At 64.2% G+C, this 26,576-nt stretch carries 30 protein-coding genes; 20 read left to right on the top strand and 10 right to left on the bottom strand.

The window, feature by feature from the left end; all coding sequences use genetic code 11:
• Position 1: 1 nt before the first annotated feature.
• Together NUH86_RS09335 and NUH86_RS09330 are read right to left on the bottom strand one after the other, a co-directional pair.
• Entirely contained in the window at positions 2–1,615 is a 1,614-nt protein-coding gene (locus NUH86_RS09335; protein ID WP_267249246.1) for a carbon-nitrogen hydrolase family protein, read from the bottom strand.
• Positions 1,616–1,730: 115 nt separating this feature from the next.
• Positions 1,731–2,951: an NADP-dependent isocitrate dehydrogenase gene (locus NUH86_RS09330; protein ID WP_267249245.1), complete on the bottom strand. Its 1,221-nt coding sequence runs from the start codon at positions 2,949–2,951 to the stop codon at positions 1,731–1,733.
• A 270-nt stretch (positions 2,952–3,221) separates the two neighbouring features.
• On the opposite strand from NUH86_RS09330, the gene NUH86_RS09325 reads away from it, so the two are divergent.
• Together NUH86_RS09325 and NUH86_RS09320 are read left to right on the top strand one after the other, a co-directional pair.
• Entirely contained in the window at positions 3,222–3,956 is a 735-nt protein-coding gene (locus tag NUH86_RS09325) for a phosphatidylserine decarboxylase (protein ID WP_267249244.1), read from the top strand.
• Positions 3,956–4,732, top strand: coding sequence for a CDP-alcohol phosphatidyltransferase family protein (locus tag NUH86_RS09320; RefSeq protein ID WP_267249243.1), 777 nt, complete (start codon positions 3,956–3,958; stop codon positions 4,730–4,732). Before NUH86_RS09325 ends, NUH86_RS09320 begins: the two co-directional genes overlap by 1 nt.
• A gap of 3 nt (positions 4,733–4,735) precedes the next feature.
• Here NUH86_RS09320 and NUH86_RS09315 read toward each other — a convergent pair whose 3' ends face one another.
• Entirely contained in the window at positions 4,736–5,029 is a 294-nt protein-coding gene (locus NUH86_RS09315) for a hypothetical protein (protein WP_267249242.1), read from the bottom strand.
• A gap of 182 nt (positions 5,030–5,211) precedes the next feature.
• On the opposite strand from NUH86_RS09315, the gene rpsB reads away from it, so the two are divergent.
• The 12 genes from rpsB to rpmE all read left to right on the top strand — a co-directional run bounded on the left by rpsB (position 5,212) and on the right by rpmE (position 16,588).
• Positions 5,212–5,970 carry a 30S ribosomal protein S2 gene (rpsB, locus tag NUH86_RS09310; RefSeq protein WP_267249241.1) on the top strand — a complete coding sequence of 253 codons (759 nt, stop codon included), beginning with the start codon at positions 5,212–5,214 and terminating at the stop codon, positions 5,968–5,970.
• Positions 5,971–6,070: 100 nt separating this feature from the next.
• Positions 6,071–6,997, top strand: coding sequence for a translation elongation factor Ts (gene tsf / locus NUH86_RS09305; protein ID WP_267249240.1), 927 nt, complete (start codon positions 6,071–6,073; stop codon positions 6,995–6,997).
• A 183-nt stretch (positions 6,998–7,180) separates the two neighbouring features.
• Positions 7,181–7,906: a UMP kinase gene (pyrH, locus tag NUH86_RS09300; RefSeq protein ID WP_267249239.1), complete on the top strand. Its 726-nt coding sequence runs from the start codon at positions 7,181–7,183 to the stop codon at positions 7,904–7,906.
• 5 nt (positions 7,907–7,911) lie between these two features.
• Positions 7,912–8,469, top strand: a complete 558-nt coding sequence (gene frr, locus NUH86_RS09295) for a ribosome recycling factor (RefSeq protein WP_267249238.1) — start codon at positions 7,912–7,914, stop codon at positions 8,467–8,469.
• Positions 8,470–8,512: 43 nt separating this feature from the next.
• On the top strand, positions 8,513–9,253 hold the full coding sequence (locus NUH86_RS09290; RefSeq protein WP_267249237.1) for an isoprenyl transferase: 741 nt from the start codon (positions 8,513–8,515) through the stop codon (positions 9,251–9,253).
• Positions 9,254–9,258: 5 nt separating this feature from the next.
• On the top strand, positions 9,259–10,038 hold the full coding sequence (locus tag NUH86_RS09285; protein ID WP_267249236.1) for a phosphatidate cytidylyltransferase: 780 nt from the start codon (positions 9,259–9,261) through the stop codon (positions 10,036–10,038).
• Positions 10,035–11,192 carry a 1-deoxy-D-xylulose-5-phosphate reductoisomerase gene (locus tag NUH86_RS09280; protein WP_267249235.1) on the top strand — a complete coding sequence of 386 codons (1,158 nt, stop codon included), beginning with the start codon at positions 10,035–10,037 and terminating at the stop codon, positions 11,190–11,192. Before NUH86_RS09285 ends, NUH86_RS09280 begins: the two co-directional genes overlap by 4 nt.
• Positions 11,189–12,322: an RIP metalloprotease RseP gene (gene rseP / locus NUH86_RS09275; protein WP_267249234.1), complete on the top strand. Its 1,134-nt coding sequence runs from the start codon at positions 11,189–11,191 to the stop codon at positions 12,320–12,322. The genes NUH86_RS09280 and rseP overlap by 4 nt, the downstream gene beginning before the upstream one ends.
• Positions 12,323–12,434: 112 nt before the next feature.
• Positions 12,435–15,092, top strand: a complete 2,658-nt coding sequence (gene bamA / locus NUH86_RS09270) for an outer membrane protein assembly factor BamA (protein ID WP_267249233.1) — start codon at positions 12,435–12,437, stop codon at positions 15,090–15,092.
• Positions 15,092–15,751 carry an OmpH family outer membrane protein gene (locus tag NUH86_RS09265; RefSeq protein WP_267249232.1) on the top strand — a complete coding sequence of 220 codons (660 nt, stop codon included), beginning with the start codon at positions 15,092–15,094 and terminating at the stop codon, positions 15,749–15,751. The genes bamA and NUH86_RS09265 overlap by 1 nt, the downstream gene beginning before the upstream one ends.
• A 7-nt stretch (positions 15,752–15,758) precedes the next feature.
• The gene (fabZ, locus tag NUH86_RS09260) at positions 15,759–16,241 is read left to right on the top strand and encodes a 3-hydroxyacyl-ACP dehydratase FabZ (protein ID WP_267249231.1); all 483 of its coding nucleotides are present in this window, start codon (positions 15,759–15,761) and stop codon (positions 16,239–16,241) included.
• A 122-nt stretch (positions 16,242–16,363) separates the two neighbouring features.
• Positions 16,364–16,588 (top strand): 50S ribosomal protein L31, encoded by a 225-nt coding sequence (rpmE, locus tag NUH86_RS09255; protein WP_013847278.1) that lies wholly within the window; start codon positions 16,364–16,366, stop codon positions 16,586–16,588.
• A 94-nt stretch (positions 16,589–16,682) separates the two neighbouring features.
• On the opposite strand, the gene NUH86_RS09250 is transcribed toward rpmE, so the two are convergent.
• The 3 genes from NUH86_RS09250 to NUH86_RS09240 form a co-directional block, all read right to left on the bottom strand.
• A complete protein-coding gene (locus NUH86_RS09250) occupies positions 16,683–17,333 on the bottom strand; it encodes a YoaK family protein (RefSeq protein WP_267249230.1) in 651 nt (216 codons plus the stop codon).
• Positions 17,334–17,515: 182 nt separating this feature from the next.
• Positions 17,516–18,628, bottom strand: a complete 1,113-nt coding sequence (aroB, locus tag NUH86_RS09245) for a 3-dehydroquinate synthase (protein WP_267249229.1) — start codon at positions 18,626–18,628, stop codon at positions 17,516–17,518.
• Positions 18,619–19,167 carry a shikimate kinase gene (locus tag NUH86_RS09240; RefSeq protein WP_267252081.1) on the bottom strand — a complete coding sequence of 183 codons (549 nt, stop codon included), beginning with the start codon at positions 19,165–19,167 and terminating at the stop codon, positions 18,619–18,621. Before NUH86_RS09240 ends, aroB begins: the two co-directional genes overlap by 10 nt.
• 79 nt (positions 19,168–19,246) lie before the next feature.
• On the opposite strand from NUH86_RS09240, the gene NUH86_RS09235 reads away from it, so the two are divergent.
• From NUH86_RS09235 to NUH86_RS09215, 5 genes are all read left to right on the top strand, one after another.
• Positions 19,247–19,435, top strand: coding sequence for a hypothetical protein (locus NUH86_RS09235; RefSeq protein WP_267249228.1), 189 nt, complete (start codon positions 19,247–19,249; stop codon positions 19,433–19,435).
• Between the two features lie 5 nt (positions 19,436–19,440).
• Positions 19,441–21,258, top strand: a complete 1,818-nt coding sequence (locus NUH86_RS09230; protein WP_267249227.1) for a hypothetical protein — start codon at positions 19,441–19,443, stop codon at positions 21,256–21,258.
• Positions 21,258–22,175, top strand: a complete 918-nt coding sequence (locus NUH86_RS09225) for a tyrosine recombinase (protein WP_267249226.1) — start codon at positions 21,258–21,260, stop codon at positions 22,173–22,175. Before NUH86_RS09230 ends, NUH86_RS09225 begins: the two co-directional genes overlap by 1 nt.
• An 11-nt stretch (positions 22,176–22,186) precedes the next feature.
• Positions 22,187–23,131, top strand: coding sequence for an acetyl-CoA carboxylase carboxyltransferase subunit alpha (locus tag NUH86_RS09220; RefSeq protein ID WP_267249225.1), 945 nt, complete (start codon positions 22,187–22,189; stop codon positions 23,129–23,131).
• A gap of 80 nt (positions 23,132–23,211) precedes the next feature.
• Positions 23,212–24,690, top strand: coding sequence for a M48 family metalloprotease (locus tag NUH86_RS09215; RefSeq protein WP_267249224.1), 1,479 nt, complete (start codon positions 23,212–23,214; stop codon positions 24,688–24,690).
• Between the two features lie 67 nt (positions 24,691–24,757).
• Here NUH86_RS09215 and NUH86_RS09210 read toward each other — a convergent pair whose 3' ends face one another.
• Positions 24,758–24,919: a Flp family type IVb pilin gene (locus tag NUH86_RS09210; RefSeq protein WP_267249223.1), complete on the bottom strand. Its 162-nt coding sequence runs from the start codon at positions 24,917–24,919 to the stop codon at positions 24,758–24,760.
• Between the two features lie 138 nt (positions 24,920–25,057).
• Positions 25,058–25,243: a Flp family type IVb pilin gene (locus NUH86_RS09205; protein WP_267249222.1), complete on the bottom strand. Its 186-nt coding sequence runs from the start codon at positions 25,241–25,243 to the stop codon at positions 25,058–25,060.
• Between the two features lie 78 nt (positions 25,244–25,321).
• Here NUH86_RS09205 and NUH86_RS09200 point away from each other — a divergent pair, with 78 nt between their 5' ends.
• The gene (locus NUH86_RS09200) at positions 25,322–25,729 is read left to right on the top strand and encodes a (deoxy)nucleoside triphosphate pyrophosphohydrolase (protein ID WP_267249221.1); all 408 of its coding nucleotides are present in this window, start codon (positions 25,322–25,324) and stop codon (positions 25,727–25,729) included.
• 48 nt (positions 25,730–25,777) lie between these two features.
• Here the strand turns inward: NUH86_RS09200 and bfr are convergent, their stop codons facing one another.
• Both bfr and NUH86_RS09190 read right to left on the bottom strand, forming a co-directional pair.
• Entirely contained in the window at positions 25,778–26,257 is a 480-nt protein-coding gene (gene bfr, locus NUH86_RS09195; RefSeq protein WP_013847267.1) for a bacterioferritin, read from the bottom strand.
• A 148-nt stretch (positions 26,258–26,405) separates the two neighbouring features.
• Positions 26,406–26,576, bottom strand: coding sequence for a (2Fe-2S)-binding protein (locus NUH86_RS09190; protein WP_025547882.1), 171 nt, complete (start codon positions 26,574–26,576; stop codon positions 26,406–26,408).

The following is a 26,576-nucleotide window of genomic DNA, read 5'->3' as shown; positions in this document are numbered from 1 at the left end:
ATCACCCCCCGCCCGGCGCATTGTGCCCGCCCGCGGGCACCGGCCCGCCGCTCGGCGCGTGGGCATGGTCGGGATTGCTGTCCCAGTCGATATGATAGAGGTCGAACCGCCGGTCGCGCAGGTTGCGCACCGTGCCCTCCGCCCGCGCCCAGCTCAGGTCCGCCAGGTTCACGTCCGCCATGGTCAGCGTCTCGACATTCTCCGTCGATTCCGCCGCGATCCCGTCCCGCGCAAAGGGCAGGTCGCACGGCGTCAGGATCGCGCTCTGGGCATATTGAATGTCCATATTGTCGACGTTCGGCAAATTGCCGACATTGCCAGACATGACCACATAGCATTGATTTTCGATGGCCCGCGCCTGCGCGCAATAGCGCACCCGCATGTAACCCAGCCGCGAGTCGGTGCAGAAGGGCACGAAGATGATCCGCGCCCCCTGGTCCACCAGCCGCCGCGCCAGTTCCGGAAATTCGCTGTCGTAACAGATCAGCACGCCGATGGGGCCGCAGTCGGTCTGGATCACGTCCAGCGAATCGCCGCCCTTGATGTTCCACCAGAATGCTTCGTTGGGCGTCGGGTGGATCTTCTCCTGCGTGTGCAGCGACCCGTCGCGCAATGCGACATAGGCGATGTTCTGAATGTCGCCATCGTCGGCCCGCGTCGGATGGGAGCCGCCGATGATGTTGATATTATATTCCAGCGCCATCCGCTCCAGCTCCTTGGTCAGGCGCGGTGTGTAGCCGGTCAGCCGGTCGATCGCTTCGGTGGGCGATAGCTTCCTGGTTTCATAGGAAAGCAGCGGCAGGGTGAACAGTTCGGGAAAGACGATGAAGTCGGAGCGATAATCCGCCGCCACGTCGACGAAATATTCGATGTTGCGGATGAACTCGTCGAAATCCTTCACGGCGCGGGCCTGCAACTGGCAAGTGGCGAGGCGGACGCTTTCCACGCCGCGCGGCACGCGCATTTCGGGCGCTTCATCCGGATCGACATAGGGATTGCGCCACACCAGATGGGCGGCGTGGCCGTCCGACTGCTTGTCCTCCGGCAGGTAATTCTCCAGCACGCCCAGCGGTTCGAACTGGTTCTTGAGCTGGAAGCTGATCACCTGGTCGCGCAGCTTGCCGTGCACCACCTTGTCCAGATAGTCGGCGGGGCCATCGACGCGCCGCTTGGCCCGGGCATAGCCGGGCATGCGTCCGGCGATGACGATGCCGTGCAGGTCCAGTTCCTCGGCCAGTTCCTTGCGCTCGTCATAAAGGCGCTGGCCGATGCGCAGGCCGCGCAGCTTGGGATCGACCGCCATCTCATAGCCGTAGAGCCATTCGCCCGCCGCGCTGTGCCGCGTGCCGAAGCCGTTGGCGGTGATCTCCTCCCAATCATGAGCGGAAAAGGCCATGCTCTTGCTGACGCGCATGGTCGCGCAATAGCCCACGATCTTGTTGTCGTAGAGCGCGATGAAGCAGCCGGTCGGGAAATTGTTGATCTGGCCACGCAGGGTGGCCAGCGAATAATTGGGCATGCCGGGATAGACGCGGGCGATCAGCCGCTGGATGCCGCGCACGTCCGCCGGAACCGCAGCGCGAACTTCCAGGCGCTTCTTGGCTGTCGTCGTCATCAAGCATCTCCCGGCTGCATGGAAAAGGCGACGCCGTGTTGCGGCGCCGCCTCGTTCCGTTACCGTATTGAACCACGGAAAGGCAGATCAGTTCCGCCCGATAATTTCCGTCAGTTTACTGCCACTGGCCCATGGCGGTTTCGAGGTTCGCGCGGATCGCCTCGAAGAACTGCTCGGTGGTCATCCAGGCCTGCTCCGGACCGATCAGCAGGGCCAGATCCTTGGTCATCGCGCCGCTTTCGACGGTTTCGATGCAGACCTTTTCCAGCGTTTCGGCAAAGCGGGTGACTTCCGGCGTCTCGTCGAACTTGCCGCGATAGGCCAGGCCCTGGGTCCAGGCGAAGATCGACGCGATCGGGTTGGTCGACGTCTGCTTGCCCTGCTGGTGCTGGCGATAGTGGCGGGTGACGGTGCCGTGCGCGGCTTCGGCCTCGACCGTCTTGCCGTCGGGCGAGAGCAGCACGGAGGTCATGAGGCCGAGCGAGCCGAAGCCCTGCGCCACCGTATCCGACTGGACGTCGCCGTCGTAATTCTTGCACGCCCAGACGAACTTGCCGCTCCACTTCAGGGCGGATGCGACCATGTCGTCGATCAGGCGGTGTTCGTAGACTGCGCCCACCGCTTTGAACTGGTCGGCGAATTCATTGTCGAACACTTCCTGGAACAGATCCTTGAAGCGGCCGTCATAGGCCTTGAGGATGGTGTTCTTGGTCGACAGGTACAGCGGCCAGCCGCGGCCCAGCGCATAGTTCATGCTGGCGCGGGCGAAATCGCGGATCGAATCGTCCAGATTGTACATGCCCATGGCGACGCCGGAGCTGGGGAAGTTGAAGACGTCCTTCTCGATCTTCTCGCCATTGGCGCCGTCCCACACCATGCGCAGCTTGCCGGGGCCGGGGACCAGGAAGTCGGTGGCGCGATACTGGTCGCCGAACGCATGACGGCCGATGACGATGGGGTCGGTCCAGCCGGGCACCAGGCGCGGCACGTTGCGGATGACGATGGGTTCGCGGAACACCACGCCGCCCAGGATGTTGCGGATGGTGCCGTTGGGCGACTTCCACATTTCCTTCAGGCCGAATTCCTCGACGCGGGCTTCGTCGGGGGTGATGGTGGCGCACTTCACGCCGACGCCATATTCCTTGATCGCATTGGCGGAATCGATGGTGATCTGGTCGTTGGTCTCGTCGCGCTTCTCGACGCCCAGATCATAATATTTGAGGTCGATGTCGAGATAGGGGAGGATGAGGCGCTCGCGAATCCACTGCCAGATGATCCGCGTCATTTCGTCGCCGTCGATCTCCACGACGGGGTTTTTCACCTTGATCTTAGCCATAGCGCCTGTTCCGCTTTCTTCGTTCGGGTGGAATTTGGGACCGCACTAGGCAAAGCGGCGGCAATGTTCAACCGGCTGTGCAGGGTTTTGACGGGAAATGAGCGGAAGCTGACGTGAAATCCACCCTGCGAGCGGAGCGGGGAGGATGGGAACGCTCACTCCCCACCTGTTCCTCCTTTCCGGGCCAAATTCCCGCGAACTTCCGGTAATGGCTCTTGTGCCAGCATCGGGCGTTGTCACTCCAACCGACTGTCCCTAAAGACGATGCCCATGGAAAATGACGAACTGACCGTCGCGCTGGGCGGCAATGTGAAATGGCGATTTCCCTCCGTGCATCCGGAGGGCGTCAAATTCGGCCTGATCGCGGCGGCCATCACCGCGCTGCTGTTCCTGGTCGGCTGGGAGCTTCCCGGCTGGCTGATGGTGATGGTGACGATCTGGGTGCTGGCCTTCTTCCGCGATCCGGTTCGCGCCGTGCCGCAGGATGAGCGGGCCATCGTCGCCCCCGCCGACGGGCTGGTGACGCTGATCCAGCGCGTGCCGCCGCCGCGTGAGATGGCGGGGCCGGATGGGCTGGGCGACCAGCCGATGATCCGCGTGTCGATCTTCATGAGCGTGTTCGACGTACACATCAACCGCACGCCGATCGGCGGGACGGTGAAGTCGGTCGTCTATATCTCCGGCAAGTTCCTGAACGCCGATCTGGACAAGGCGAGCGAGGATAATGAACGCCAGCATATATTGGTCGAGCGGCATGACGGCGTACGCATCGGCTTCACCCAGATTGCGGGCCTTGTGGCGCGGCGGATCGTGCCGTTCGTGAAGCCGGGCGACATGGTCGCCGCCGGACAGCGCATCGGCCTGATCCGCTTCGGCAGCCGGGTTGACGTCTATCTGCCCGCCGGAACCGCGCCCCGCGTGGTGCTGGGGCAGCGCACCGTGGCGGGAGAGACGATCCTTGGCCAGATCGGCGACATGCGCGTGATTTCCGGGATTCAGCAATAATGCGGCAGCGGCGCACCATCCCGCGCGGCCTGCGCCGGGGGATCACCCTGCGGATGGTGGCGCCCAACGCCGTGACGGCGATGGCGCTGTGCTTCGGCCTGACCGGCGTGCGCTACGGCATTTCGGGCGAGTGGGAGAGGGCGGTGCTCGCCATCCTGATCGCCGGGGTGCTGGATGGGCTGGACGGGCGCATCGCCCGGCTGTTGCGGGGCGAAAGCCGCTTCGGCGCGGAACTGGATTCGCTGTCCGATTCCATCGCTTTCGGCGTGGCGCCCGCGCTGGTTCTCTATCTCTGGTCGCTCCATGCCATGCCGAAATTCGGCTGGATATTCGCGCTCGCCCATGCGCTGTCCTGCGCGCTGCGGCTGGCGCGGTTCAACGCCAATATCGATGCCGACGTGCAGCCGCATAAATCGGCGGGTTTCCTCACCGGCGTTCCGGCTCCGGCTGGGGCGGGGCTGGCCTTCGTGCCGCTCTATCTCTGGCTGGTGACGGGCGAGCCGCTGTTCCGCGAATGGTATGTGGTGGCGCCCTGGACGGCCTTCGCCGCCTTCCTGATGATCTCCAACATCGCGACCTATAGCTGGTCGGCCCTTCGCCTACGCAAGCGGATCAGGCTGGAGGTGATCGCGCTTGCCGGTCTGCTGGCCGCGCTGCTGATCACCGATCCCTGGCTGACGCTGCTTGTCCTGTGCGCCCTCTACCTGGCCCTCATCCCCTTCGGCATGATGTCCTATGCCAAGGTGCGCCGCCAAAGGCTGAGCGAAGGGCAGTAACCCTCAGGCGGCCAAGACGGCAGCAGTGAAGGCGGGGGCAGCCGGCCGTTTCGAAGGAGCGGCGCGGCGGCGGCTGATCCGCAAGCGATAGACCGGCACCTCCCGCGGGATCGGCTCAAACGTCAGCGCCGCGACAATCTTGTCGTGATACAGCGCGAACATGCCGATGATGGTGCCTGCGGCCAGCAGGAACGATCCGATGAAAACAAGTGCTGCGACCAGTGCGAACATAAGCAGCTCACTTTCCGTCTTGCCATTTGCACGGCTTGGTTCACTATAGGCCAGCAAACGGCGCAAATCCGCCTTTTGTTCCCTATGTTCTCCTTATGTTCCATCCGGAACGGAGAGTCAACCCCCTTGCATTGGCTTTCTTGCGCGGGTAAAGGCGCGCCCATTCCACATGGGAATCGACATATCCGGTGCTGCGGCGTGACGCTCAGTTCCTGATTCCCAGAGGTCAAACCGGAAGGAGAACTATTATGGCGGCACCTGTCGTCACCATGCACCAATTGATCGAGGCCGGCGCCCATTTCGGCCACCAGACGCACCGCTGGAATCCGCGCATGAAGCCGTACATCTTCGGCGAGCGCAACGGCATCCACATCCTCGACCTGTCGCAGACCGTGCCGCTCTTCAGCCGCGCGCTGGACTTCGTGTCGGCGACCGTCGCCGCCGGTGGCAAGGTGCTGTTCGTCGGCACCAAGCGCCAGGCGCAGGATCCCATCGCCGAAGCCGCCCGCAAGTCGGGCCAGCATTTCGTCAACCACCGCTGGCTGGGCGGCATGCTCACCAACTGGAAGACCATTTCCGGCTCGATCAAGCGTCTGAAGACCCTGGAAGAGAAGCTGTCGGGCGACACCCACGGCTTCACCAAGAAGGAAGTCCTTCAGATGACCCGCGAGCGCGAGAAGCTCGAACTGTCGCTGGGCGGCATCCGCGACATGAACGGCATCCCCGATGTCATGTTCGTGATCGACGCCAACAAGGAAGAACTGGCGATCAAGGAAGCCAACACGCTGGGCATCCCGGTCGTCGCGATCCTCGATTCGAACGTCTCGCCCGACGGCATCGCCTTCCCGGTTCCGGCGAATGACGACGCCAGCCGCGCGATCCGCCTCTACTGCGACGCCATCGCCGCCGCCGCCACCAAGGGCAACCGTGGTGCGCAGCAGGCTTCGGGCGTCGACCTGGGCGCTCTGGACGAGCCAGAGGCCGAAGAGGTCGTCGCTCAGGCCTGATAGCGGTCTTCGAACTGCGAGAATGACAGGCTAGGGCGCGCTCCACCGGAACGCGCCCTAGCGCTTATTTGAACCATTGAACCTCATTAGGAGCCGAAACATGGCCGAAATTACCGCTGCCGCCGTCAAGGAACTGCGCGACCGTTCGGGCGCGGGCATGATGGATTGCAAGAAGGCGCTCACTGAAGCCAATGGCGACATCGAGGCCGCGACCGACTGGCTGCGCGCCAAGGGTCTGGCCGCCGCGCAGAAGAAGTCGAGCCGCACGGCTGCCGAGGGTCTGGTCGGCGTCGCCGTCGCGGGCACCAAGGGCGTTGCCGTCGAAGTGAACAGCGAAACCGACTTCGTCGCCAAGAACGACCAGTTCCAGGATTTCGTCCGCACCGTTTCGGCCATCGCGCTGGAAGCGGGGGTTGCCGACGCCGACGCGCTGTCGAACGCCGCCTATCCGTCGGGCGGCACCGTCGCCGAGAAGCTGGTCGCCAACATCGCCACCATCGGTGAGAACCAGACCCTGCGCCGCGTCGGCCAGGTCGAAGTGAGCCAGGGCGTGGTCGTTCCCTACGTCCACAATGCGGCTGCTCCGGGCCTTGGCAAGATCGGCGTTCTGGTCGCGCTGGAAGGCGACGCGCCTGCCGACGTGCTGGAGCCGCTGGGCAAGCAGATCGCGATGCACATCGCCGCTGCCTTCCCGCTGGCGCTGTCGGCCGCCGACATTGATCCCGCCCTGCTGGAGCGTGAGCGCGCCATCGCCGCCGAAAAGGCCGCCGAATCGGGCAAGCCCGCCGAAATCGTCGCCAAGATGGTCGACGGCGCGGTCGCCAAGTTCGCCAAGGAGCAGGCTCTGCTCAGCCAGCTCTTCGTGATGGACAACAAGACTCCGGTCGCCGACGTCGTCGCCAAGGCCGCGAAGGAAGCAGGCGCGTCGATCACGCTGAAAAACTATGTCCGCTTCCAGCTCGGTGAAGGCATCGAGAAGGAAACGAGCGATTTCGCCGCTGAAGTGGCTGCTGCCGCAGGCGTCTGATCCGTCAGGTCGTTCGCTTCGGGCGACGTCGGGAGGCTAAGGCTTCTCGACATTGCGCGGGCGAACGCTAAGGAAGTTCGGGGTCCAAAACCCCGCTTCACATAATGGCGCGCACTGCCTAAGGTGCGCGCCATTTCCTTGCCCGGTAAAATGGGCACGCTTATAAATGGAATATCGCCCGGCATGACCCGACCCGCCTTCAAGCGCATCTTGTTGAAACTCTCGGGCGAAGTGCTGATGGGGCAGGGGCAGTTCGGCATCGAGCCGGAAACCGTGAACCGTGTCGCGGGCGAAATCGCGGCGGCCAAGGATGCAGGCTTTGAACTCTGCGTGGTCGTCGGCGGCGGCAACATCTTCCGGGGTCTGGCGGGCGCGGCCAAGGGCTTCGACCGGACGAGCGCCGACTATATGGGCATGCTGGCCACCGTCATGAACGCGCTGGCGGTGCAGAATGCGCTGGAAAAGCTGGGCTACGACACCCGCGTCCAGTCCGCCATTCCAATGGCGTCGGTCTGCGAACCCTATATCCGGCGCAAGGCGGTGCGGCACATGGAGAAGGGCCGGATCGTCATCTTCGCGGCGGGCACCGGCAGTCCCTATTTCACCACCGACACCACGGCGGCGCTGCGCGCGGCGGAAATGAATTGCGACGCGCTGTTCAAGGGCACCAGCGTCGACGGCATTTACAATGCCGATCCGAAAAATGTGCCGGACGCCGCGCGCTATGAAGAGATCAGCTTCGACCGCGTGCTGAACGACAATCTGAAGGTCATGGACGCGAGCGCCATTGCCCTTTGCCGCGAAAACAATATTCCCATCGTCGTGTTCAACATCCGCGAAACCGGCAATCTGGCCAAGGTGCTGGCCGGTGACGGTGTGGCGACGATCGTGCAAAATCAGGAGCGCTGAAACAAATGGCTCAATATGACAAGGCCGACCTTGAACGCCGCATGCACGGCGCCGTCGAATCGCTGAAGGGCGATCTTGCCGGCCTGCGCACCGGCCGCGCCAATATCCAGTTGCTCGATCCGGTGACGGTAGAGGTCTATGGCGCGCATATGCCGCTCAACCAGGTAGCGACCGTTTCCGCGCCCGAACCGCGCATGCTGTCGGTGCAGGTATGGGACAAGACCAATGTCGGTCCCTGCGACAAGGCGATCCGTTCGGCGGGCCTGGGCCTGAACCCGATCGTCGATGGCCAGACGCTGCGCCTGCCGATCCCCGACCTGACCGAGGAACGCCGCAAGGAATTGGCCAAGCTGGCCAGCAAATATGCCGAAGGCGCCCGCATCGCCGTCCGCAACGTCCGCCGCGACGGCATGGACAGCCTCAAGGTCGACGAGAAGAAGGGCGAAATCAGCGAGGACGAGCGCAAGCGCCTGGAAACCGAGGTCCAGAAGCTGACCGACAGCACCATCGCGGACATCGACGCGGTGACGGCGGCGAAGGAGAAGGAAATTCTCGGTCAGTGAACCGGGACTTTCCGCCCTTCCCCATGGCGCAATCGACCATCTGATGGCCAGCCAGGCCAAACCCGATCTGACCAGCGGCGCGCCAGCCCATGGCGCGCGTCATGTCGCCATCATCATGGATGGCAATGGCCGCTGGGCGAAGAAGCGATTCCTGCCGCGCATCGCCGGCCACCGCGCCGGGGTGGAGGCGGTGCGCCGCGTCGCCCGCGCGGCGCGGGAACTGGGGCTGGAATGCCTGACGCTCTACGCCTTTTCCTCTGAAAACTGGAAACGCCCGGCGAGCGAAGTGGCGGACCTGATGGGTCTGCTGCGCCATTTCATCCAATCCGACCTGGACGAATTCCATGCCAATGGCGTGCGGCTGCGGATCGTCGGCAATTATCAGGCGCTCGATCCGTCGCTGGTTGACCTGATCGAAAGCGCGGTGGCGCGAACCGCCGGGAATAGTGGTCCGATCATCGCCATCGCGCTCAACTATGGCGCGCAGGATGAACTGGTACGAATGGCGCAGACCTTGGCGCGCCGCGTGGCCGCTGGCGAGATCGCGGCGGAGGAGATCGGCATCGGTGACGTCGACGCGGCGCTCTACACCGCCGATCTGCCGCCGCTCGACCTGATTATCCGCACATCGGGCGAGCAGCGGCTGAGCAATTTCATGCTGTGGCAGGCGGCCTATGCGGAGCTTTATTTCACCGACATGCTGTGGCCGGATTTCGACGGGCGCGCCCTGGCCGCCGCGCTGGATGCCTTCCGCTTGAGGGACCGCCGTTTCGGCGGCTTGTGACACGCATGTCGAGCGAGCTTCGCACCCGCGCGATCGTTGGCGTCATCCTTATATTGGTGGCGCTGGGCGCGCTGTTTTTCGGCGGTTTCTTCTTCTGGTTGCTGCTGGTCGTGGCCGGCGTGCTGATGCAGGGGGAGTGGGGCGCCCTGATCGGCGCCACGCCGGAAAACCGCAAGCTGGCGATGTACGCCGTGTCGGTGCCGCTGGCGATCCTCTGCCCGGTGGCGGCGGGCGTGTCCTGGCTGGCCTTCGGCCTGATGGCGGCGGCCTTCTTCTTCATCGCGTTGACCAGCCGGTCCGTGAAGCTGGCGCTGGGCGTGCCTTATATCGTCGTGCCGGTGATGGCGCTGCTGTATCTGCGCGAACAGGCGCCCAATCTTCAGGGCCTGCTGCTGACCTTCTGGGCGCTGGGGCTGGTCTGGGCGACCGACATCGGCGCTTATTTCGCGGGCCGTTCCATCGGCGGGCCAAAGCTTGCCCCGCGCGTCAGCCCGTCCAAGACCTGGTCCGGCCTGGGGGGCGGCGTGCTGGCGGCGCTGCTCGTCGGCTTCCTGCTCCATCGTTTCGCCGGATTGCCGGTGCAGCTTGCGGGGGCCAGCGGTGTGCTGGCGGTGTCGGCGCAATTGGGCGACCTGCTGGAAAGCTGGATGAAGCGCCGCGCGGGCGTGAAGGACAGCGGCACGCTGCTGCCTGGCCATGGCGGGGTGATGGACCGGCTGGACGGCGTGGTCGCGGCGGCGCCCCTGGCGGCGATCTGCTATATGTTGCTGGTGCAGGCCCGATGAAGACGATTTCGATCTTTGGCGCGACCGGATCGGTCGGCATGTCGACGCTGGATCTGGTCCAGCGCGAGCCCGACGCCTATCGGGTCGTCGCGCTTACCGCGCATAGCGATGTGGCGGGCCTGGCCGCGGCGGCACGGCAGAGCAATGCGAAGATCGCCGTCATCGGTAACGAAGCGCATTATGAGGCGTTGAAGGACGCGCTGCGCGGTTCCGGCGTGGAGGCGGCGGCGGGAGAGGTCGCGCTGGTCGACGCCGCGCAGGCCGGGGCCGACTGGAGCATGGCGGCGATCGTCGGCTGCGCGGGCCTGCGCCCGACCATGGCGGCGCTGAAAGCGGGCGGCACGGTGGCGCTGGCCAACAAGGAATCGCTGGTGTCGGCGGGCGCGCTGATGATGGACGCGGTTGCGGCGTCGGGGGCCACGCTGCTCCCCGTCGACAGCGAACATAATGCGATATTCCAATGCCTTGCAGGAAGCCGGTGGGAGGATGTGTCAAAAATCACCCTGACGGCCAGCGGCGGGCCCTTCCGCACCCGCAGCCGGGAGGAGATGCGCGGCATCACTCCGGCGCAGGCGGTCGCCCATCCCAACTGGTCGATGGGCGCGAAGATCAGCGTCGACAGCGCCACGATGATGAACAAGGGGCTGGAACTGATCGAGGCGGCGCATCTCTTCCCCATCGGTCTCGACCGGATCGAGATACTCGTCCATCCGCAATCGGTCATTCATTCCATGGTCGAATTCCGCGACCGCTCCACCCTGGCGCAGCTCGGTTCGCCCGACATGCGCATCCCCATCGCCCATGCGCTTGCCTGGCCGGAGCGGATCGCCACCCCCTGCCAGCCGCTGGACCTGGCCCGGATCGGCCGGCTGGACTTCGAGGCGCCCGATGAGGTGCGCTTCCCCGCCTTGCGCCTGACGCGGCTGGCGGCGCGGCAGGGCGGGGCGGCCCCCGCCATATTGAACGCCGCCAATGAGGTCGCGGTCGCCGCTTTCCTGAAAGGCGCCATCGGCTTCCTTGATATCGCCATGATTGTGGAGGATGTCCTGAACCGCTATAGCGCGCCTGCGCCCCGTCAGATCGACGATGTGCTGGCTGCGGATGCGGAGGCGCGCGATATGGCTGCACAAGTGATGGAAAGATTGACCGCTTGATCCACAACCCCGGTTTCCTGCTGACTGTCATCGCTTTTGTCGCAGTCATCGGACCGCTCGTCTTCGTGCATGAGCTGGGCCATTATCTGGTGGGCCGCTGGTGCGGGGTGAAGGCGGAGGCCTTTTCCATCGGCTTCGGCCCGGAAATCGCCGCATGGACCGACAGGCGCGGCACCCGCTGGCGTCTGGGCGCGCTGCCGCTGGGCGGCTATGTGCGGTTCAAGGGCGACATGAACGCCGCCAGCCAGACCGACCCGCGCTGGCTGGAAATGCCAGCCGCCGAACGGGCGGAAAGCTTTCCGGCCAAGCCGCTGTGGCAGCGCGCGGCCATTGTCGCGGCTGGGCCGGCGATCAATTTCCTCTTCGCCATATTGATCCTCGCCACCTTCGCCTTCGTCCATGGCGAGAGCCGCACCCCCGCCGTCGCGGGACAGGTGCAGCCGGGCAGCGCGGCGGCTGCGGCGGGCATCGTCGCGGGGGACCGCATCGTCTCACTCAACGGGCGGGAAATGACGACCTTCGACGACATTCGCCTGTTCGCGCAGATTCGTCCGGGCGAACCCGTGACCATCGTGATCGACCGCAAGGGCAAGCTGTTCGAAAGGCAGGGCAAGGTCGGCGCGGTCCAGGAGGATGACGGCTTCGGCAACAAATTCCGCATCGGCCGGCTGGGCATCGCGCCCGGCGATCCGGTGATCGAACCGGTCAGCCTGGTCCGTGCGCCCGTCGTCGCGATCGAGCGGACCGGGCAGATCATCCGCACCATGGTGGAGACGTTGGGCCAGATCGTCGGCGGCGGCCGGTCGGTCAAGGAACTGGGCGGGCCGCTCAAGATCGCGGAGGTTTCGGGTCAGGCGGCGACGCTGGGGGTGGAGAGCTTCGTCTTCTTCATGGCGCTCATCTCGATTAATTTGGGGTTCATCAACCTCTTGCCAATCCCCATGCTGGATGGCGGCCATTTGCTGTTTTACGGGGTGGAGGCGATACAGCGGCGGCCGGTCAGCCCGCAGGTGCAGGAATGGGCTTATCGCTCGGGCCTGGCTGTCCTGCTGGCGATGATGGTGCTGGTGACGTTCAACGATTTATCCTCTTTCGGCCTCTGGGATCGTCTGTCCGGCTTGATCGGCTGAGCCGTATCGGGCAGGAGGACGCGATTTGGCGTCGTCTTTCCGGATGTGAACGGAAATGGCCCGGTGTAAACGACATGTTGCTTTTTTGTAGAAGGTGGAGCGGGTGACAGCGATGATGAGCAACAACAGGCAGCGCCCGGTCGTCGTGGCCCTGTTGGCGACCACGATGATCGCGGGCATGTCTGCGGTGCCGGCGCTGGCGCAAGATGCCCCGCCTGCTGCAGCCCCCGCGCCCGTTCCGGCGGTTACGCCCGCCGCCGCAACGATCCGCAACATCGCCGTGACCGGCATCCAGCGGCTGGAACCGGACACAGTGCTGTCCTACACCAAGCTGCGGATCGGCCAGTCCTTCACCCAGGAATCGCTCGATCAGGCGCTGCGCGACCTTTACGAGACGGAACTGTTCGCCGACGTCCAGATCCGCAACGACAATGGCGCGCTGACCATCGAGGTGAAGGAAAACCCGGTCATCAACCGCATCGTCCTTGAAGGTAATAAGCGCCTCAAGGAAGACAAGATTCGTCCTGAAATAAAACTGGCTCCGCGCCAGATTTATACAAGGTCGAAAGTGCGCGCCGACGTCGCCCGCATCATCGAACTCTATCGCCGCCAGGGCCGCTTCGCCGCCACCGTCGAACCGAAGATGGTGCAGCTCGACCAGAACCGCGTCGACATCGTCTTCGAAATCTCCGAAGGACCGAAATCCAAGGTCCGCCAGATCAACATCATCGGCAATGAGAAGTTCAAGGACGGCGAACTGCGCGGCCAGATGGTGACTAAGCAGTCGCGCTGGTTCCGCATCTTCTCCTCCGGCACCAGCTACGATCCGGATCGCCTGGCCTATGACCAGCAGAAGCTGCGCCAATTCTACCTGACGGAGGGCTATGCCGATTTCCGCGTGATCTCGGCCGTGGCGGAACTGACCCCGGACAAGCAGGACTTCATCATCACCTATGTGGTGGAGGAAGGGCAGCGTTACAAATTCGGCGACGTCAAGGTGAACAGCGACATTCGCGACCTGTCGGGCGATTCGCTGACCAAGATGCTGCCGATGAAGAAGGGGCAATGGTACAACGCCAAGCAGGTCGAGGACACGGTCGACACGCTGAGCGAGACGGCGGGCCTGTTCGGCTATGCCTTCGCGGACGTCCAGCCGGACTTCAACCGCGACAAGGACACGCTGACGATGGGGATCGATTTCCGCATCGCCAACGCGCCGCGCGTCTACGTCGAGCGGGTGGACATCAACGGCAACACGCTGACGCAGGACAAGGTGGTGCGCCGCGAATTCCGCCTGGCGGAGGGCGATGCCTTCAACAGCTTCCTGGTGAAGCGTTCGAAGGACCGCATCAATTCGCTCGGCTTCTTCCAGGAAAAGCTGGATGTCGAACAGAAGCCGGGGTCCGCGCCCGACCGCATCATTCTGGAAACCAACGTGCAGGAAAAATCGACCGGCGAACTGTCGCTTTCGGCCGGTTTCTCCTCGCTGGAGCGGTTCATCGTCTCGGCCTCGATCACCCAGCGCAACTTCCGCGGCAAGGGCCAGGAACTGCGCACCAGCGTCAACTATTCCGCTTATTCCAAGTCGGTGGAAGTGGGCTTCACGGAGCCTTATTTCATGGACAGGAATATCGCGCTGGGCGGCGACATCTATCGCCGCGACCTCAACAGCTTCCGTTATCTGAACAATAACGACCGCGACACCACCTATGAACAGTCGACGACCGGCTTCCAGCTTCGGGCGGGCGTGCCGATCACCGAATATATGTCGCTGGCGCTGCGTTACACGTTGAACCTGGACGATGTGACGCTGGACAGGGATACTTATTATTCCGATCCCGACGGTGCGGGTCCGCTGGGGCAGCAATGCGATCCGTTGCTGGCGGGGCGCTATCTTTGCGATGCCATCGGCAAGCGGACGACATCGTCGCTCGGCTATTCGTTGATCTACGACACACGCGACAACCGCATTCGCCCGACGCGCGGCCATAATGTCGTTCTCAGTCAGGATTTGGCGGGTCTGGGCGGCAGCGTCAAATATGTGCGCACGCGGCTGAACGGCTCCAAATTTTGGCCGCTCGGCAGCGGCTTCATCTTCTCGATTTCGGGCGAGGGCGGCTATATCCACAGCCTGGAAGGCGACCGCCGCGATGCGAGCGGCGCGCTGGTCGATCCGATCCGCCTGACCGACCGTTTCTTCCTGGGTGAACCGCAGATACGCGGCTTCAACATTCGCGGCATCGGCCCCCGCGTGAAGCGCTGGTACCTGACCCAGGATGAGAACGGCAATTATGTACGCCAGTCCGGTAACAACAATGTCAGCGATGACGCGCTGGGTGGCCGCATCTATTATATGGCGCGGGCCGAGGTGGAAATTCCGCTGGGTTCGGGCGCTCGCGAAATGGGGCTGCGGCCGTCCATCTTCCTTGATGCGGGGGCCGTCGCCGGTCTGCGCAATCCTCAGGTCATCGGTCATTCGCCCGGCGTGTGCGCCAACATCTCCACCGGTCAGCGCACGACGGCAGTGAGCGATGGGATCTGCCCGGGCGACAACGCCACCGACCCGACGCAGAACACGCACACTCTCATCATCGGGCCGTTTGAAGAAGAATATCTGGGCGACACGCTGAAACCCCGCGTGTCCGTCGGCTTTGGCGTCAACTGGAATTCGCCGTTCGGCCCGTTCCGCATCGACATTGCCAAGGCCCTGCTCAAGGAACCAGGGGACGACACCAAACTCATCACCTTCAACGTAGGGACTCAATTCTGATGAAGACGATTTTCAAGGCTGCGGCGCTGGTTCTCGCGCCGATGACCGCCATGGCGCTGTCCAGCGTTCCGGCCGCCGCCCAGTCGAAGGTCGGCATCGCCGTCGTCGACCTGCAGCGCGCCGTCGCCACCAGCTCCGCCTATTCCACGGCGCGCACCCAGATTCAGACCACCTACAAGGCGCAGATCGACGGTTTCACCGCGCGCAAGAACGCCATCGACGCCGACCTGAAGGCGAAGGGCACCGCCCTGGAAGCCGCGATGAAGGCAGCCGGCAACAAGCCGACCCCGGCGATCCAGACCCAATATGAGGCCTATCAGAAGGCCGGTCAGGACGGTCAGGCCGAATTGCAGCGCCTGGGCCAGCCGATCGCTCTCGCCAACGCCTATGTCGAAGAACAGATTTCGGCCAAGCTGTCGGACGCGCTGAAGTCCGCCATGACCAAGGCGAAGGTCGACCTGATCCTGTCGCCCGACGCGACCGTCTCCTACCAGCCGACCGTCGACATCACCCAGTCGGTCGTGACCGAACTGAACGCGCTGGTGCCCAGCGTCGGCATCGTTCCGCCCGCCGGTTGGCAGCCGGGCCGCCAGGGCCAGGCCGCTGCCGCGCCTGCCGCTGCTCCGGCCAACCCGTCTCAGCAGCCGACGTCGCGCTGATCGCTCGATGACGGATCAGGTTGACGCCGTGTCCGGCGCCATCGGCCCCTTCGATATCCGGGGGGTCATGGCGTCGCTGCCGCACCGTTATCCGATGCTGCTGGTTGACCGCGTGGTTTCGATTGTGCCCAACACATCGATCCACGCGATCAAGGCCGTGTCGATCAACGAGCCTTTCTTCCAGGGCCATTTCCCCGGCCGTCCGATCATGCCGGGCGTGCTGATCGTGGAGGCGATGGCGCAGGCGGCAGGTGTGCTGACGGTACAGTCGCTCGACCTCGCCGGTTCGGGCAAGCTCGTCTATTTCATGAGCATCGACGCCGTGAAATTCCGCAATCCGGTGGAGCCTGGCTGCCTGCTCGACCTGCATGTCGACGTCGTGCAGATGCGCGGCGCCGTCTGCAAGTTCAGCGGCAAGGCGCTGATCGACGGTAAGCTGCATGCGGAAGCCAATTTCGTCGCGATGATCGCCGATCCGCCGAAGGATTGACCGGGGCAGGGGAGGCTTGGCTTCCCCCCTTGCTTTTGCGCGCATTCCCATGTAACCGCGCGCCTTCGCTTGTTTTACGCATCCTGGCCGGTCGGAAACCGGCCCATAGACGGAGCACACCCATGAAGGCCGATACGCATCCCGATTACCACTTCATCACCGTCCAGATGACCGACGGTTCGACTTTCCGCACCCGCTCGACCTGGGGCAAGGAAGGCGACACGCTGGCGCTCGACATCGATCCCAAGTCGCACCCGGCCTGGACCGGCGGCACCCGCCAGCTTGAGCAGGGCGGCCAGGTGGCGCGCTTCAACAAGCGTTTCGGCGGCCTGACGCTGAAGAAGTAATCGACGCCTTCCAGGGCAGAATATGGAAAGGGCGCCTTCAGGGCGCCCTTTTTTGTGCCGGATGGGTTATTCGCTCCACAGGCGCCCCATCGCATCATTCCAGGTCAGGCAAAGGCCCAAATGCCACAGCCATCATGAGCAGCATTGCTGAAAATGCGACCGCGATCCACAATGCGTGAAGCCCGAATATGGGAAATGCCATTGCTCCCGCCATCGCCCCTGCCATCAGGCCAAGCCACAACAGAAGATATGGCATCCACGCAAAACTTGGTCCTCCTGAGAGCGCAATCGTCAGATGCTGGCCAAATTTGACCAGCGTTCCGGTCATGTAGGTGACCCCGACACTCACCTCGCCATCTCTTTGGAATGTTGCGTTTGCCGCGCCCATGGCGCTGGCCATCAATAATGTGGATACGACCGACCCCCCAAGGCCTGTTTCCGCGAAACCAGCCAAGGTCAGCATCAATAAGACAAGCGCCAGAACGGATTGCTTTCTCCACCGCCCGGCCTTCGCGCCGGTAGCCGTTCCGGCCATCACTCCGGCAACGAACGTCGCAATCAATGCGCCCGCAAACAAGCTGCCATGTACGGGCGTTGCAACGCCGACCGCCATTCGCGTGGAATTCCCGCTCATGAATGACACGAACATTCCCTGTAGCTTCAGAAAGCCCAAAGCGTCCACGAACCCGGCCAAGGCCCCGAGGCCGATCGCCAAAAGCCGACGGCGATTTTCATAGATGCGCATACTGGCCCCTAAAGCGATTTCCAGTCAGATGGCATCATCTGATGTTTAAGAAATCGCGTTAAAACAAAGGAATAGGGCGGTCGATCTGATTCAATCAGATCGAAAATCGCTCTAGACTCCAAAGCGCAGACGGTCAGCTATTATCCCCTCGCCTTCAATAGCCGCCAGTCACCTAACCACCCTCAAACCGCCCGGGCCCGATCCTCATCCAGAAACGCCGCCACATCGTCCAGCACGACATCCTTCGACAGGAAAGTCCGCCCGATCCCCCGCGCCAGCAGGAAGGGCAGGGTGCCCGCCGCCATCTTCTTGTCGTGCAGCATATGCCCGACCAGAGCCGCGCCGTCCGCCGTGACCTGCGCGCTGGCAAGATCATGAGGCAGGCCGACGGCTTTCAGATGCGCCGTCACCCGCTGGGCTTCCTCCGCCGGGCACAAGCCAAGCCGCGCCGAATAGCGGAAGGCGAGGGCCATGCCCGCGGCAACCCCTTCGCCGTGAAGCAGAAGATCGGAAAAGCCGGTGTCGGCCTCCAGCGCATGGCCGAAAGTATGCCCCAGATTCAGCAAAGCCCGCCGCCCGGATGTTTCCCGCTCATCCTCTCCGACGATCTTCGCCTTGGCGGTCACACTGCGCTCGATGGCATATTCCCGCGCCTGCGCATCGCCCGACAGCAACCGGTCCCCCTCCGCCTCGCACCAGGCGAAGAAATCCGGATCGTCGATCAGCCCATATTTCACCACCTCGGCATAGCCCGCCCGCGTCTCGCGCACCGGCAGCGTATCCAGCGTCGAAGGATCGATCAGCACCAGGGCGGGCTGGTAGAAGCTGCCGATCAGATTCTTGCCCGCCCGCGCATTGATCGCGGTCTTGCCGCCGACCGAACTGTCCACCTGCGCCAGCAGCGTCGTCGGCACCTGGATAAAATGGCAGCCGCGCTTCAGGATGGACGCGGCAAAGCCCACCAGATCCCCGATCACCCCGCCGCCCAGCGCCACCACATGGTCGCCCCGCTCGATCTCCAGCGCCAGCAGCGCGTCGAGCAGTTCCTCCAGATGACGCCAGCTCTTGGTCTGCTCGCCCGGCGGCAGGATCACCGGTTCGACCGCGACATGGGCGGCGCGCAGGCTGGCCTCCAGCCGGGGAAGCTGCGCCTTGGCGACATGGGCGTCGGTCACGACCACCAGACGGCCTTTCCGCGCATAGCCCGCCAGATGGGAACCCGCCCGGTCCAGCGCCCCCTGTTCGATCACGATGTCGTAGCTGCGCGCATCCAGCGCGACGCGGACTATTGCCATTGGGAAAGCTGCTCCATGATGCTGTCCACCGCCACATCATGCGGCGCGGCGGCGCTTTTCACATGAATGGGGCAGAGCGCGTAAACCGGATTGCGGATGGCGGCCAGTTCGGTCAGCACGGCCCGCGGATCCTTGCCCTTCAACAGCGGGCGTCCCTCGCGCCGCGACACCCGGTCGACCAGCGTGTCGATGTCGGCGTCCAGCCAGATCGCCAGCGCATTCTCCAGGATCAGCACCCGCGTCTCTTCCTGCATGAAGGCGCCGCCGCCAGTCGCGATCACCTTGGGCACGCCGTCCATCAACCGGGCGATCACGCGCCGCTCGCCATCGCGGAAATAGGCCTCGCCATAGCGGTCGAACATTTCGGTGATCGTCATGCCCGCGGCCTTTTCGATCTCCTCGTCCGCATCCACGAAACCGACGCCCAGCCGCGCCGCCAGCCGCCGCCCGACGGTCGATTTGCCGACGCCCATCATCCCCACCAGGACGATGGGGCCGCGCTTCGCTTGCGCCTCGGCGGATTTGCTGTTTCGCTGCATGGCGAGCGGGGCTATACAACCCCGCGCCGACAAGGCAAATCGCAACTTTCCCCATGTCCACCCGGCCAGAACAGGACTCATGAAGCGCAATCGTTCCTACAGCAGTTTTGAAGGCAGCTCGCGCCGTCGCAAAGCATCCCTGCCGATCCTTCCCATCATCGCGGTCATCGTGCTGGTCGCGATCGTCGCCCTGCTCTGGTCGCGCGGCGGCGAAAAGCCCCAGGCCCGCGTGGAAAAAGTGATTCCCGCCGAAAAGCTGGGTCAGTAATCGGCATGGGGCAGCGGCGCGTGAACGCGAAATGGGCGCTGGGCAGCTTCGCGCTGGCGCTGGCGCTGCCGGTCGTCGCGCAGCAGGCGCCCGAATCCCTGCTGCCGCCCGGCTTTGGCGACACGCCCGCGACGCCCGCTCCCGCACCGTCCCAGCCTGCCCGCCCAGCGCAGGGGCCGTCGGCCCCCGCCGCACCGGCGACCGCCGAGCCCATCCAGCCGCCGAGCTTCGCGGTGACGGACGATCTGGCCGCCAATGCCGCCGAGGAAGGGCCGTCCGAAGAAGAAATCGCCGCGCAGAAGGCGAAATACGACCTTCCCGAAAATGCGCATCGCTCGCTCGACCGGGTGGGGCCGCTGACGCCGGAACGTCTGGGGCTGGAGCCCAACGCCTTCGGCGCGCAGTCCGGCCAGTTCCTCGCGGCCCTGATGAAGGAGACGCACGCGCCGATCACCTCGCGCTGGGCGTCCATCCTGCTGCGGCGCGCCCTGCTGTCCGCCACCGATACGCCCCACGACATAGACGGCGCCGACTGGGTGGCCGAACGCGCCTGGCTGCTGCTGCGCATGGGGGAGGCGGACAGCGCCCGCCTGCTGGTGCAGAGCGTCGATTCCGACCGGTTCACGCCGCGCCTCTACGCCATCGCCATGCAGACCTATCTCGCCACGGCGGACCCGGCGGGGCTGTGTCCGCTGTCGGCGGGGGCGCTGCGGTTCAGCAAGGAGCCGGGCTGGGACATGACCCGCGCCATCTGCCCGGCGCTGTCGGGGGACCAGGGTTCGGCCAGCGGCGCGCTCAACCAGGCGCAGCGGCGCGGCGTGGTGCGCGGCATCGATTATCGCCTGGCGGAAAAGGTGGTCGGCACCGGTTTCAACGCCCGCCGCTCGGTGAAGATCGAATGGGATGCGGTGGACCGGCTGACGGCCTGGCGCTTCGGTCTGGCGACGGCGCTCAATGTCGAAATTCCCGACGATCTTTACGGCACGGTCGGACCGCATGTCCGCGCCTGGGAGGCGCGCGCGCCTGCGCTGTCCGCTGTCCGTCGCCTGCCCGGCGCTGAAATGGCGGCGCGGCTGGGCGTCTTTTCCAACAAGGCGCTGATCGGTTTCTACAGCCAGTTGCAGGCCGACGGGGATGTGCCCGCCAATGCGGCCGACCGGATCGACGCGCTGCGCACGGCTTATTCGGGGGCGGGCACTGATGAGCGGCTGCAAGCGATGCGGACGCTGTGGCAGAATGAAGCGCGGCCCGATTTCGTCGGCCTGATCGCGACGGCGCGGGCTGCGGCGGCGCTTCCGGTTTCCGAACTCGGCGCGCGCGATGCCGCCAATCTGGTCGCGGCGATGTTCACGGCGGGTTACGACCGCAGCGCCGCCCGCTGGGCGCGGCTTGCCGCGCAGGCGGATGGAGACGGCGCGGGCGATCTCTGGGCCTTGCTGGCGGTCGGCGCGCCCAGTTCCGTGGTGCAGGTCGGCTCGGGCCGCGTCTCCTCCTTCGCCAAGCAGGCCGATGCGCGCAAGACCCAGATGCTGATCGCGGCGCTGGCCGGGCTTTCCCGGATCGATGCGCAGGACGCCGTATCGCTGGCGCAGGAGAATGGCCTCAACCTGGGAGCAGCCAGCCGCTGGTCCCGCGCCATCGACGCAGCCGCCGGGCGGGGCGAAAAGGCCAGTGTCGCGCTGCTGGCGGCGGTCGGCATGCAGACCGCCGACTGGAACCGTCTGCCGGCCTTCCACCTCTATCATATCGTCGCAGCGCTGCATCGCGTCGGCCTCGACCCCGAAGCGCGGATGATCGCGGCAGAGGCGATGACGCGGCTCTGATGGGCGAGGATGCCGCGCTCATCGACCGATTTCTGGAGATGATGGCGGCCGAACGGGGCGCATCCCGCAACACGCTGTTGGCCTATCGTGCCGATCTGACGGGCGCGGGGGAGATTGTCGGCGGCCTTGCCAGTGCGACCAAGGAGGGCATAGCCGAACTGGCGACGGCCTGGGCGGAACTGGCCGCCTCCTCGGTGGCGCGCAAATCCTCCGCCCTGCGCGCCTTCTACGCCTTTCTGGAGGAGGAGGGGCTGCGGGCCGACAATCCCTCCGCCGCCCTGCCGCGTCCTGCGACCCGTCGTTCGCTGCCCAAGATCCTCTCGACGCAGGAGGTGGATTCGCTGTTCGCGCTGATCGCCGGAAAGCTGGATGTAGAGCATCCTTCGCCGCTCGACCTGCGCCTGTCCGCGCTGATCGAATTGCTTTACGGGTCAGGCCTGCGTGCGACCGAATTGATGTCGCTGCCGCGCCGCGCATTGGCGTCCGACCGGCCCTTCCTGATCCTGAAGGGCAAGGGCGCCCGCGAACGGCTGGTGCCGATTTCCGACCGCGCCCGCGCCGCCGTCGCCGCCTGGCTGCACCATGTGCCCGCCGACAGCCCCTGGCTCTTCCCCTCCGGCAAGAGCCATGTCAGCCGCATCCGCCTCTACCAAATGGTGAAGGCGCTGGCCGCCGCCGCCGGAATCGCGCCCGAACGGGTCAGCCCCCATGTGCTGCGCCACGCCTTCGCCACCCATTTGCTGGAGGGCGGGGCGGACCTGCGCGCCTTGCAGTCCATGCTGGGCCATGCCGACATCGGCACCACGCAAATCTATACCCATGTCGACAGCCGCCGGCTGGTCGAACTGGTCAACAGCCGCCATCCACTGGCCAGCATGACGCATCGGCGCGTTGACGGCGACGTTTCTCCGCCCTAACGCCATGCCCCATGGTTAGTTTTCTCGAATTCGAAAAGCCCATCGCGGAACTGGAAGCGCGGATCATCGAACTGCGCGCCACCGCCAATGCGGGCGACATCGACATCAGCGGCGAGATCGACAGGCTGGAGCAGCGCGCTGCGAAAATGCTGGTCGACACCTATGCGAAGCTGTCGCCCTGGCAGAAGACGCAGGTGGCGCGCCATCCCGACCGCCCGCATTTCAAGGATTATGTCGCGGGCATGTTCGACAATTTCATGCCCCTGGCCGGGGACCGCGCCTTTTCGGACGATCAGGCGATCATCGGCGGCTTCGCGACTTTGGGCGACCGGCGCGTGGTCGTGATCGGCCATGAAAAGGGCGACGATACGGCCAGCCGCGTCCGACACAATTTCGGCATGGCCAAGCCGGAGGGCTATCGCAAGGCGATCCGCCTGATGCAGCTTGCCGACCGTTTCGACCTGCCGGTGGTGACGCTGGTCGATACGTCGGGCGCTTTCCCCGGCGTGCAGGCGGAGGAACGCGGACAGGCGGAGGCCATCGCCCGCTCGACCGAACAATGCCTCGCCCTTGGCGTGCCGATGGTGGCCGCCGTGGTGGGGGAGGGCGGCTCTGGCGGCGCTGTGGCGTTGGCGGCGGCCAATCGCGTGCTGATGTTCGAACATGCGGTCTATTCGGTGATCTCGCCCGAAGGCTGCGCCTCTATCCTCTGGCGCACGGCGGAAAAGGCCAGCGACGCCGCCACCGCCATGCAGGTCACGGCGCAGCATCTGAAATCGCTGGGCGTCATCGACCGCATCGTTCCGGAGCCGATCGGCGGCGCCCATCGTGAGCCGGTGCAGGCGATCGCCAGTCTGGGCGCGGCCATCGGCCAGGAACTGGATTCGCTTTCCGGCATGAGCGCCGACGCGCTGCGCACCGATCGCGCCGACAAGTTCCTCGCCATCGGCGTGTGACCGATAAGCCCCCTGTTTTGGGGAACTTGCGGCTGCTATCCCTCGTTACGCCATGGTAACAGGGGAGGCAGGAGGGTAGCGTGAAGCACTTATCATCTCTGGCTTATGCGGGGCTGGGCTTGATTGCCCTGGCCGCCGCGCCGTCCGCGATCAGCCAGCAGCGGGCGATTCGCACGGTTTCGTCGATCAGCCCGCAGGAAAAGGAAGCAGGCGCCAAGCAGCATCCCCAGCTTCTTAACGAATTTAGCGGCGCCTATGCCGGACCGCAGGCGAAATATGTGGAGGGCGTGGGCCGCCGGATCGCGGTCCAGTCCGGCCTGTCCAACGCGCAGGGGGATTTCACCGTCACCCTGCTCAATTCACCGGTGAACAACGCCTTCGCCATTCCCGGCGGCTATGTCTATGTCACGCGGCAGCTCTTGGCGCTGATGAACGACGAGGCGGAGCTTGCGGGCGTGCTCGGCCATGAAATCGGCCATGTCGCGGCCCAGCATGGCCAGCGGCGGCAGCAGGCGGCGCAACGCAACGCCATTGGCGGCACGCTGCTCCAAGTGCTGACCGGCGCGCTGCTGGGCGATTCGGGGCTTACCGGCCTGCTGCAAAAGGGGATCGGCCAGGGCAGCCAGTTGCTGACGCTCAAATTCTCCCGCAGCCAGGAATATGAGGCGGACGATCTGGGCATTCGTTACCTCGCTTCGGGCGGCTACGATCCCAAGGCTCTCTCGACCATGCTGGCCTCCCTCGCGGCGCAGAGCAGCCTGGACGCCAGGGTCGCGGGCAGTTCGCGCTCCGTGCCGGAATGGGCCAGCACGCACCCCGATCCGGCCTCCCGCGTCGGGCGGGCGGCGCGCAATGCCACCGCCAGCGGGTCGACCGGCACCGTGCGCAACCGGGATGCGTTTCTGAATGCCTTGGACGGCATATTATACGGCGACGATCCGAAACAGGGCGTGATCGAGGGCAACCGTTTCCGTCATCCCGATTTGAAGCTGAGCTTCACCGCGCCTTCGGGCTTCGGCATGGAAAATGGCGCAAGCGCCGTGACCGTCGCGGGATCGGGCGGGCAGGCGCAGTTCGGCGCCGCTGCCTATAATGGCGATCTGTCCGCCTATATCGGTTCGGTCTTCGCGAAGCTGGGCGGCGGCAATGGCGGCGTTCCGCCCGGCGAGGTCCGCCGCACCACGGTGAACGGGCTTCCCGCGGCCTGGCGCACCGTCCGGGCCAGCACCCAGTCCAGCCAGGTCGATGCGACCGTCTTCGCTTATGATTTCGGTGGCGGGAAAGCCTATCATTTCCTGCTGCTGACGGCGGCGGGTCAGGGATTCGGCCCCTTTTCGGCCATGGTCCAGTCGGTGCAGCGCCTTTCCCCGCAGGAGGCGGCTGCGATCAAGCCGCGTAGGGTCGACGTCGTCACCGTAAAGGCTGGCGACACTGTCCAGTCGCTCGCCAAGCGGATGGCTTATGCGGATTACGCGACGGACCGTTTCCGGACGATCAACGCCTTGACGGCCAGCAGCGTGCTCCGGCCGGGTCAGCGTGTGAAGATCGTCACCTGGTGAGGGGGAGAGCAATAAAAAGGGCGACGGAATTGCTTCCGTCGCCCTTTTTTCGTCAATGCGTTCGAGCTTACTTCAGGTTGCCCGAGACATTGTTGAAGGTGTTGCCGAGCTTGTCGCCCAGGCTGGACATGGCGCCGATGGCGGCGACAGCGATGAGCGCGGCGATCAGGCCATATTCAATAGCGGTCGCACCCTTTTCGTTCTTCATCATCTTGCGGATGAACTGCATTGGAAGTCTCCTTGCCTCAAGTTACACGTTTAACTACCCGGCCGCCCCCCGCTTGAAATGAAGGTCAGCTTCGATTGATGTAGCGGGGGTGGGTTGATAAAGATTTAATGAGATGAAAGGGGTGTCAGATATAGATGGTTAATGCGCCAGAACTTCTGTGGTGACATTGTTCCACATGCCGATGGTCTTATTGGCGACGTTCGACATGGCGCCGATTATGGCAAGGCAGATGAGGGCGAGGATCAATCCATACTCCACCGCCGTCGCGCCGCGTTGACAATAGATCAGCTTCCAAAAGCTGAAGTTTCTAAACAACGCCCGCATGCCGCACCCCATTTACACACAGCCCCAAATGCCCTTGTAAAAGCGGCAGAGTTAACAAACCCCTCAAGTCGGATCATCATGACGATAATTTCTCCCCTGCTGGTGGTTGCAGCCGCCCTGGTCGACGCGGATGGCCGTGTTCTTTTGCAGCAGCGCCCGCCGGGAAAGCCGATGGCGCACCTATGGGAATTCCCCGGCGGCAAGGTGGAGCCGGGAGAAGCGCCTGAAATCGCATTGATCCGCGAGTTGGAGGAGGAACTGGGCATCCGCACCCATGCAAGCTGCCTCGCGCCCGCGACCTTCGCGAGCGAGCCGCTGGGCGACCGCCATCTGCTGCTGTTGCTTTATGTCTGCCGCAAATGGCAGGGCATCCCCGAAGCGCGGCACGCGACCGCGCTCCAATGGGTTAGGCCCGCGCAAATGTACGCGCTGGACATGCCGCCAGCGGACTTGCCGCTGATTGGCTTGCTGGATTCGCTGATCTGACGGAGGAGAGGGGCGGGCGCGCCCGACGGGCCGCCCCCCCTTGAACCCTTATTCCTCGGCCGCCTTGCTCTGTAGCTGGATATAATTCTGGATGCCCATGCGGTCGATCATCTCGAACTGGGTTTCCAGCGTGTCGACATGCTCTTCCTCGCTTTCGAGGATGTGCTGGAACAGATCGCGGCTCACATAGTCGCGGATCGATTCGCAATAGGCGATGGCGTCCTTCAGCACCGGCAGGGCTTCATATTCCAGTTCGAGGTCGGCCTTCAATATTTCCTCCACCGTCTCCCCGATCTTCAGGCGGCCGAGCAACTGGAAATTGGGCAGTCCGTCCAGGAACAGGATGCGCTCCGCCAGCTTGTCGGCGTGCTTCATCTCGTCGATCGATTCCTCATATTCGAACTTGGCCAGCTTCTCGATGCCCCAATGGTTCAGCATGCGATAGTGGAGGAAATATTGGTTGATCGCGGTCAGCTCGTTCTTGAGAACCTCGTTCAGATATTCGATGACCTTGGCGTCGCCCTTCATGGCGTTCTTCTCCGGCTGTAAGGAAGTGCCGGGATCATAAGCGTTTCGTTTCCGTTTGTTAATCCGGAAAGCCGCGGAAATCCGCCATTTTTTGTTGCGCTATTGCGTCAAGTTCGCGTCAGTCGGATGCGCCTGACTCGCAATGGCTTTAAATGGAAGCGCGCTCCGCCGCGATGATCGTGCGGGCGAAGGGCACGCACTGGCCGCATTTGGGCCGACGTCCCAGGCGCGCATAAGCGCTGCACGGAGTGGCGCAACCTTCGCGGGCGACCTCTTTCAGATCCTTTTCACGAATGGCATTGCAGACACAGACAACCAT

The sequence above is a fragment of the Sphingobium sp. JS3065 genome (assembly GCF_026427355.1).
Classification (GTDB): Bacteria; Pseudomonadota; Alphaproteobacteria; order Sphingomonadales; family Sphingomonadaceae; genus Sphingobium.
This window is presented reverse-complemented; position numbering and strand designations above follow the sequence as displayed.

Excerpts from the sequence above, each read along its gene's own strand:
- NUH86_RS09335 (WP_267249246.1), bottom strand. The coding sequence starts at position 1,615 with ATGACGACGACAGCCAAGAAGCGCCTGGAAGTTCGCGCTGCGGTTCCG.
- NUH86_RS09330 (WP_267249245.1), bottom strand. The coding sequence starts at position 2,951 with ATGGCTAAGATCAAGGTGAAAAACCCCGTCGTGGAGATCGACGGCGAC.
- NUH86_RS09325 (WP_267249244.1), top strand. The coding sequence starts at position 3,222 with ATGGAAAATGACGAACTGACCGTCGCGCTGGGCGGCAATGTGAAATGG.
- NUH86_RS09320 (WP_267249243.1), top strand. The coding sequence starts at position 3,956 with ATGCGGCAGCGGCGCACCATCCCGCGCGGCCTGCGCCGGGGGATCACC.
- rpsB (WP_267249241.1), top strand. The coding sequence starts at position 5,212 with ATGGCGGCACCTGTCGTCACCATGCACCAATTGATCGAGGCCGGCGCC.
- tsf (WP_267249240.1), top strand. The coding sequence starts at position 6,071 with ATGGCCGAAATTACCGCTGCCGCCGTCAAGGAACTGCGCGACCGTTCG.
- pyrH (WP_267249239.1), top strand. The coding sequence starts at position 7,181 with ATGACCCGACCCGCCTTCAAGCGCATCTTGTTGAAACTCTCGGGCGAA.
- frr (WP_267249238.1), top strand. The coding sequence starts at position 7,912 with ATGGCTCAATATGACAAGGCCGACCTTGAACGCCGCATGCACGGCGCC.
- NUH86_RS09290 (WP_267249237.1), top strand. The coding sequence starts at position 8,513 with ATGGCCAGCCAGGCCAAACCCGATCTGACCAGCGGCGCGCCAGCCCAT.
- NUH86_RS09285 (WP_267249236.1), top strand. The coding sequence starts at position 9,259 with ATGTCGAGCGAGCTTCGCACCCGCGCGATCGTTGGCGTCATCCTTATA.
- NUH86_RS09280 (WP_267249235.1), top strand. The coding sequence starts at position 10,035 with ATGAAGACGATTTCGATCTTTGGCGCGACCGGATCGGTCGGCATGTCG.
- bamA (WP_267249233.1), top strand. The coding sequence starts at position 12,435 with ATGATGAGCAACAACAGGCAGCGCCCGGTCGTCGTGGCCCTGTTGGCG.
- NUH86_RS09265 (WP_267249232.1), top strand. The coding sequence starts at position 15,092 with ATGAAGACGATTTTCAAGGCTGCGGCGCTGGTTCTCGCGCCGATGACC.
- fabZ (WP_267249231.1), top strand. The coding sequence starts at position 15,759 with ATGACGGATCAGGTTGACGCCGTGTCCGGCGCCATCGGCCCCTTCGAT.
- rpmE (WP_013847278.1), top strand. The coding sequence starts at position 16,364 with ATGAAGGCCGATACGCATCCCGATTACCACTTCATCACCGTCCAGATG.
- NUH86_RS09250 (WP_267249230.1), bottom strand. The coding sequence starts at position 17,333 with ATGCGCATCTATGAAAATCGCCGTCGGCTTTTGGCGATCGGCCTCGGG.
- aroB (WP_267249229.1), bottom strand. The coding sequence starts at position 18,628 with ATGGCAATAGTCCGCGTCGCGCTGGATGCGCGCAGCTACGACATCGTG.
- NUH86_RS09240 (WP_267252081.1), bottom strand. The coding sequence starts at position 19,167 with ATGCAGCGAAACAGCAAATCCGCCGAGGCGCAAGCGAAGCGCGGCCCC.
- NUH86_RS09235 (WP_267249228.1), top strand. The coding sequence starts at position 19,247 with ATGAAGCGCAATCGTTCCTACAGCAGTTTTGAAGGCAGCTCGCGCCGT.
- NUH86_RS09230 (WP_267249227.1), top strand. The coding sequence starts at position 19,441 with ATGGGGCAGCGGCGCGTGAACGCGAAATGGGCGCTGGGCAGCTTCGCG.
- NUH86_RS09225 (WP_267249226.1), top strand. The coding sequence starts at position 21,258 with ATGGGCGAGGATGCCGCGCTCATCGACCGATTTCTGGAGATGATGGCG.
- NUH86_RS09220 (WP_267249225.1), top strand. The coding sequence starts at position 22,187 with ATGGTTAGTTTTCTCGAATTCGAAAAGCCCATCGCGGAACTGGAAGCG.
- NUH86_RS09210 (WP_267249223.1), bottom strand. The coding sequence starts at position 24,919 with ATGCAGTTCATCCGCAAGATGATGAAGAACGAAAAGGGTGCGACCGCT.
- NUH86_RS09205 (WP_267249222.1), bottom strand. The coding sequence starts at position 25,243 with ATGCGGGCGTTGTTTAGAAACTTCAGCTTTTGGAAGCTGATCTATTGT.
- NUH86_RS09200 (WP_267249221.1), top strand. The coding sequence starts at position 25,322 with ATGACGATAATTTCTCCCCTGCTGGTGGTTGCAGCCGCCCTGGTCGAC.
- bfr (WP_013847267.1), bottom strand. The coding sequence starts at position 26,257 with ATGAAGGGCGACGCCAAGGTCATCGAATATCTGAACGAGGTTCTCAAG.
- NUH86_RS09190 (WP_025547882.1), bottom strand. The coding sequence starts at position 26,576 with ATGGTTGTCTGTGTCTGCAATGCCATTCGTGAAAAGGATCTGAAAGAG.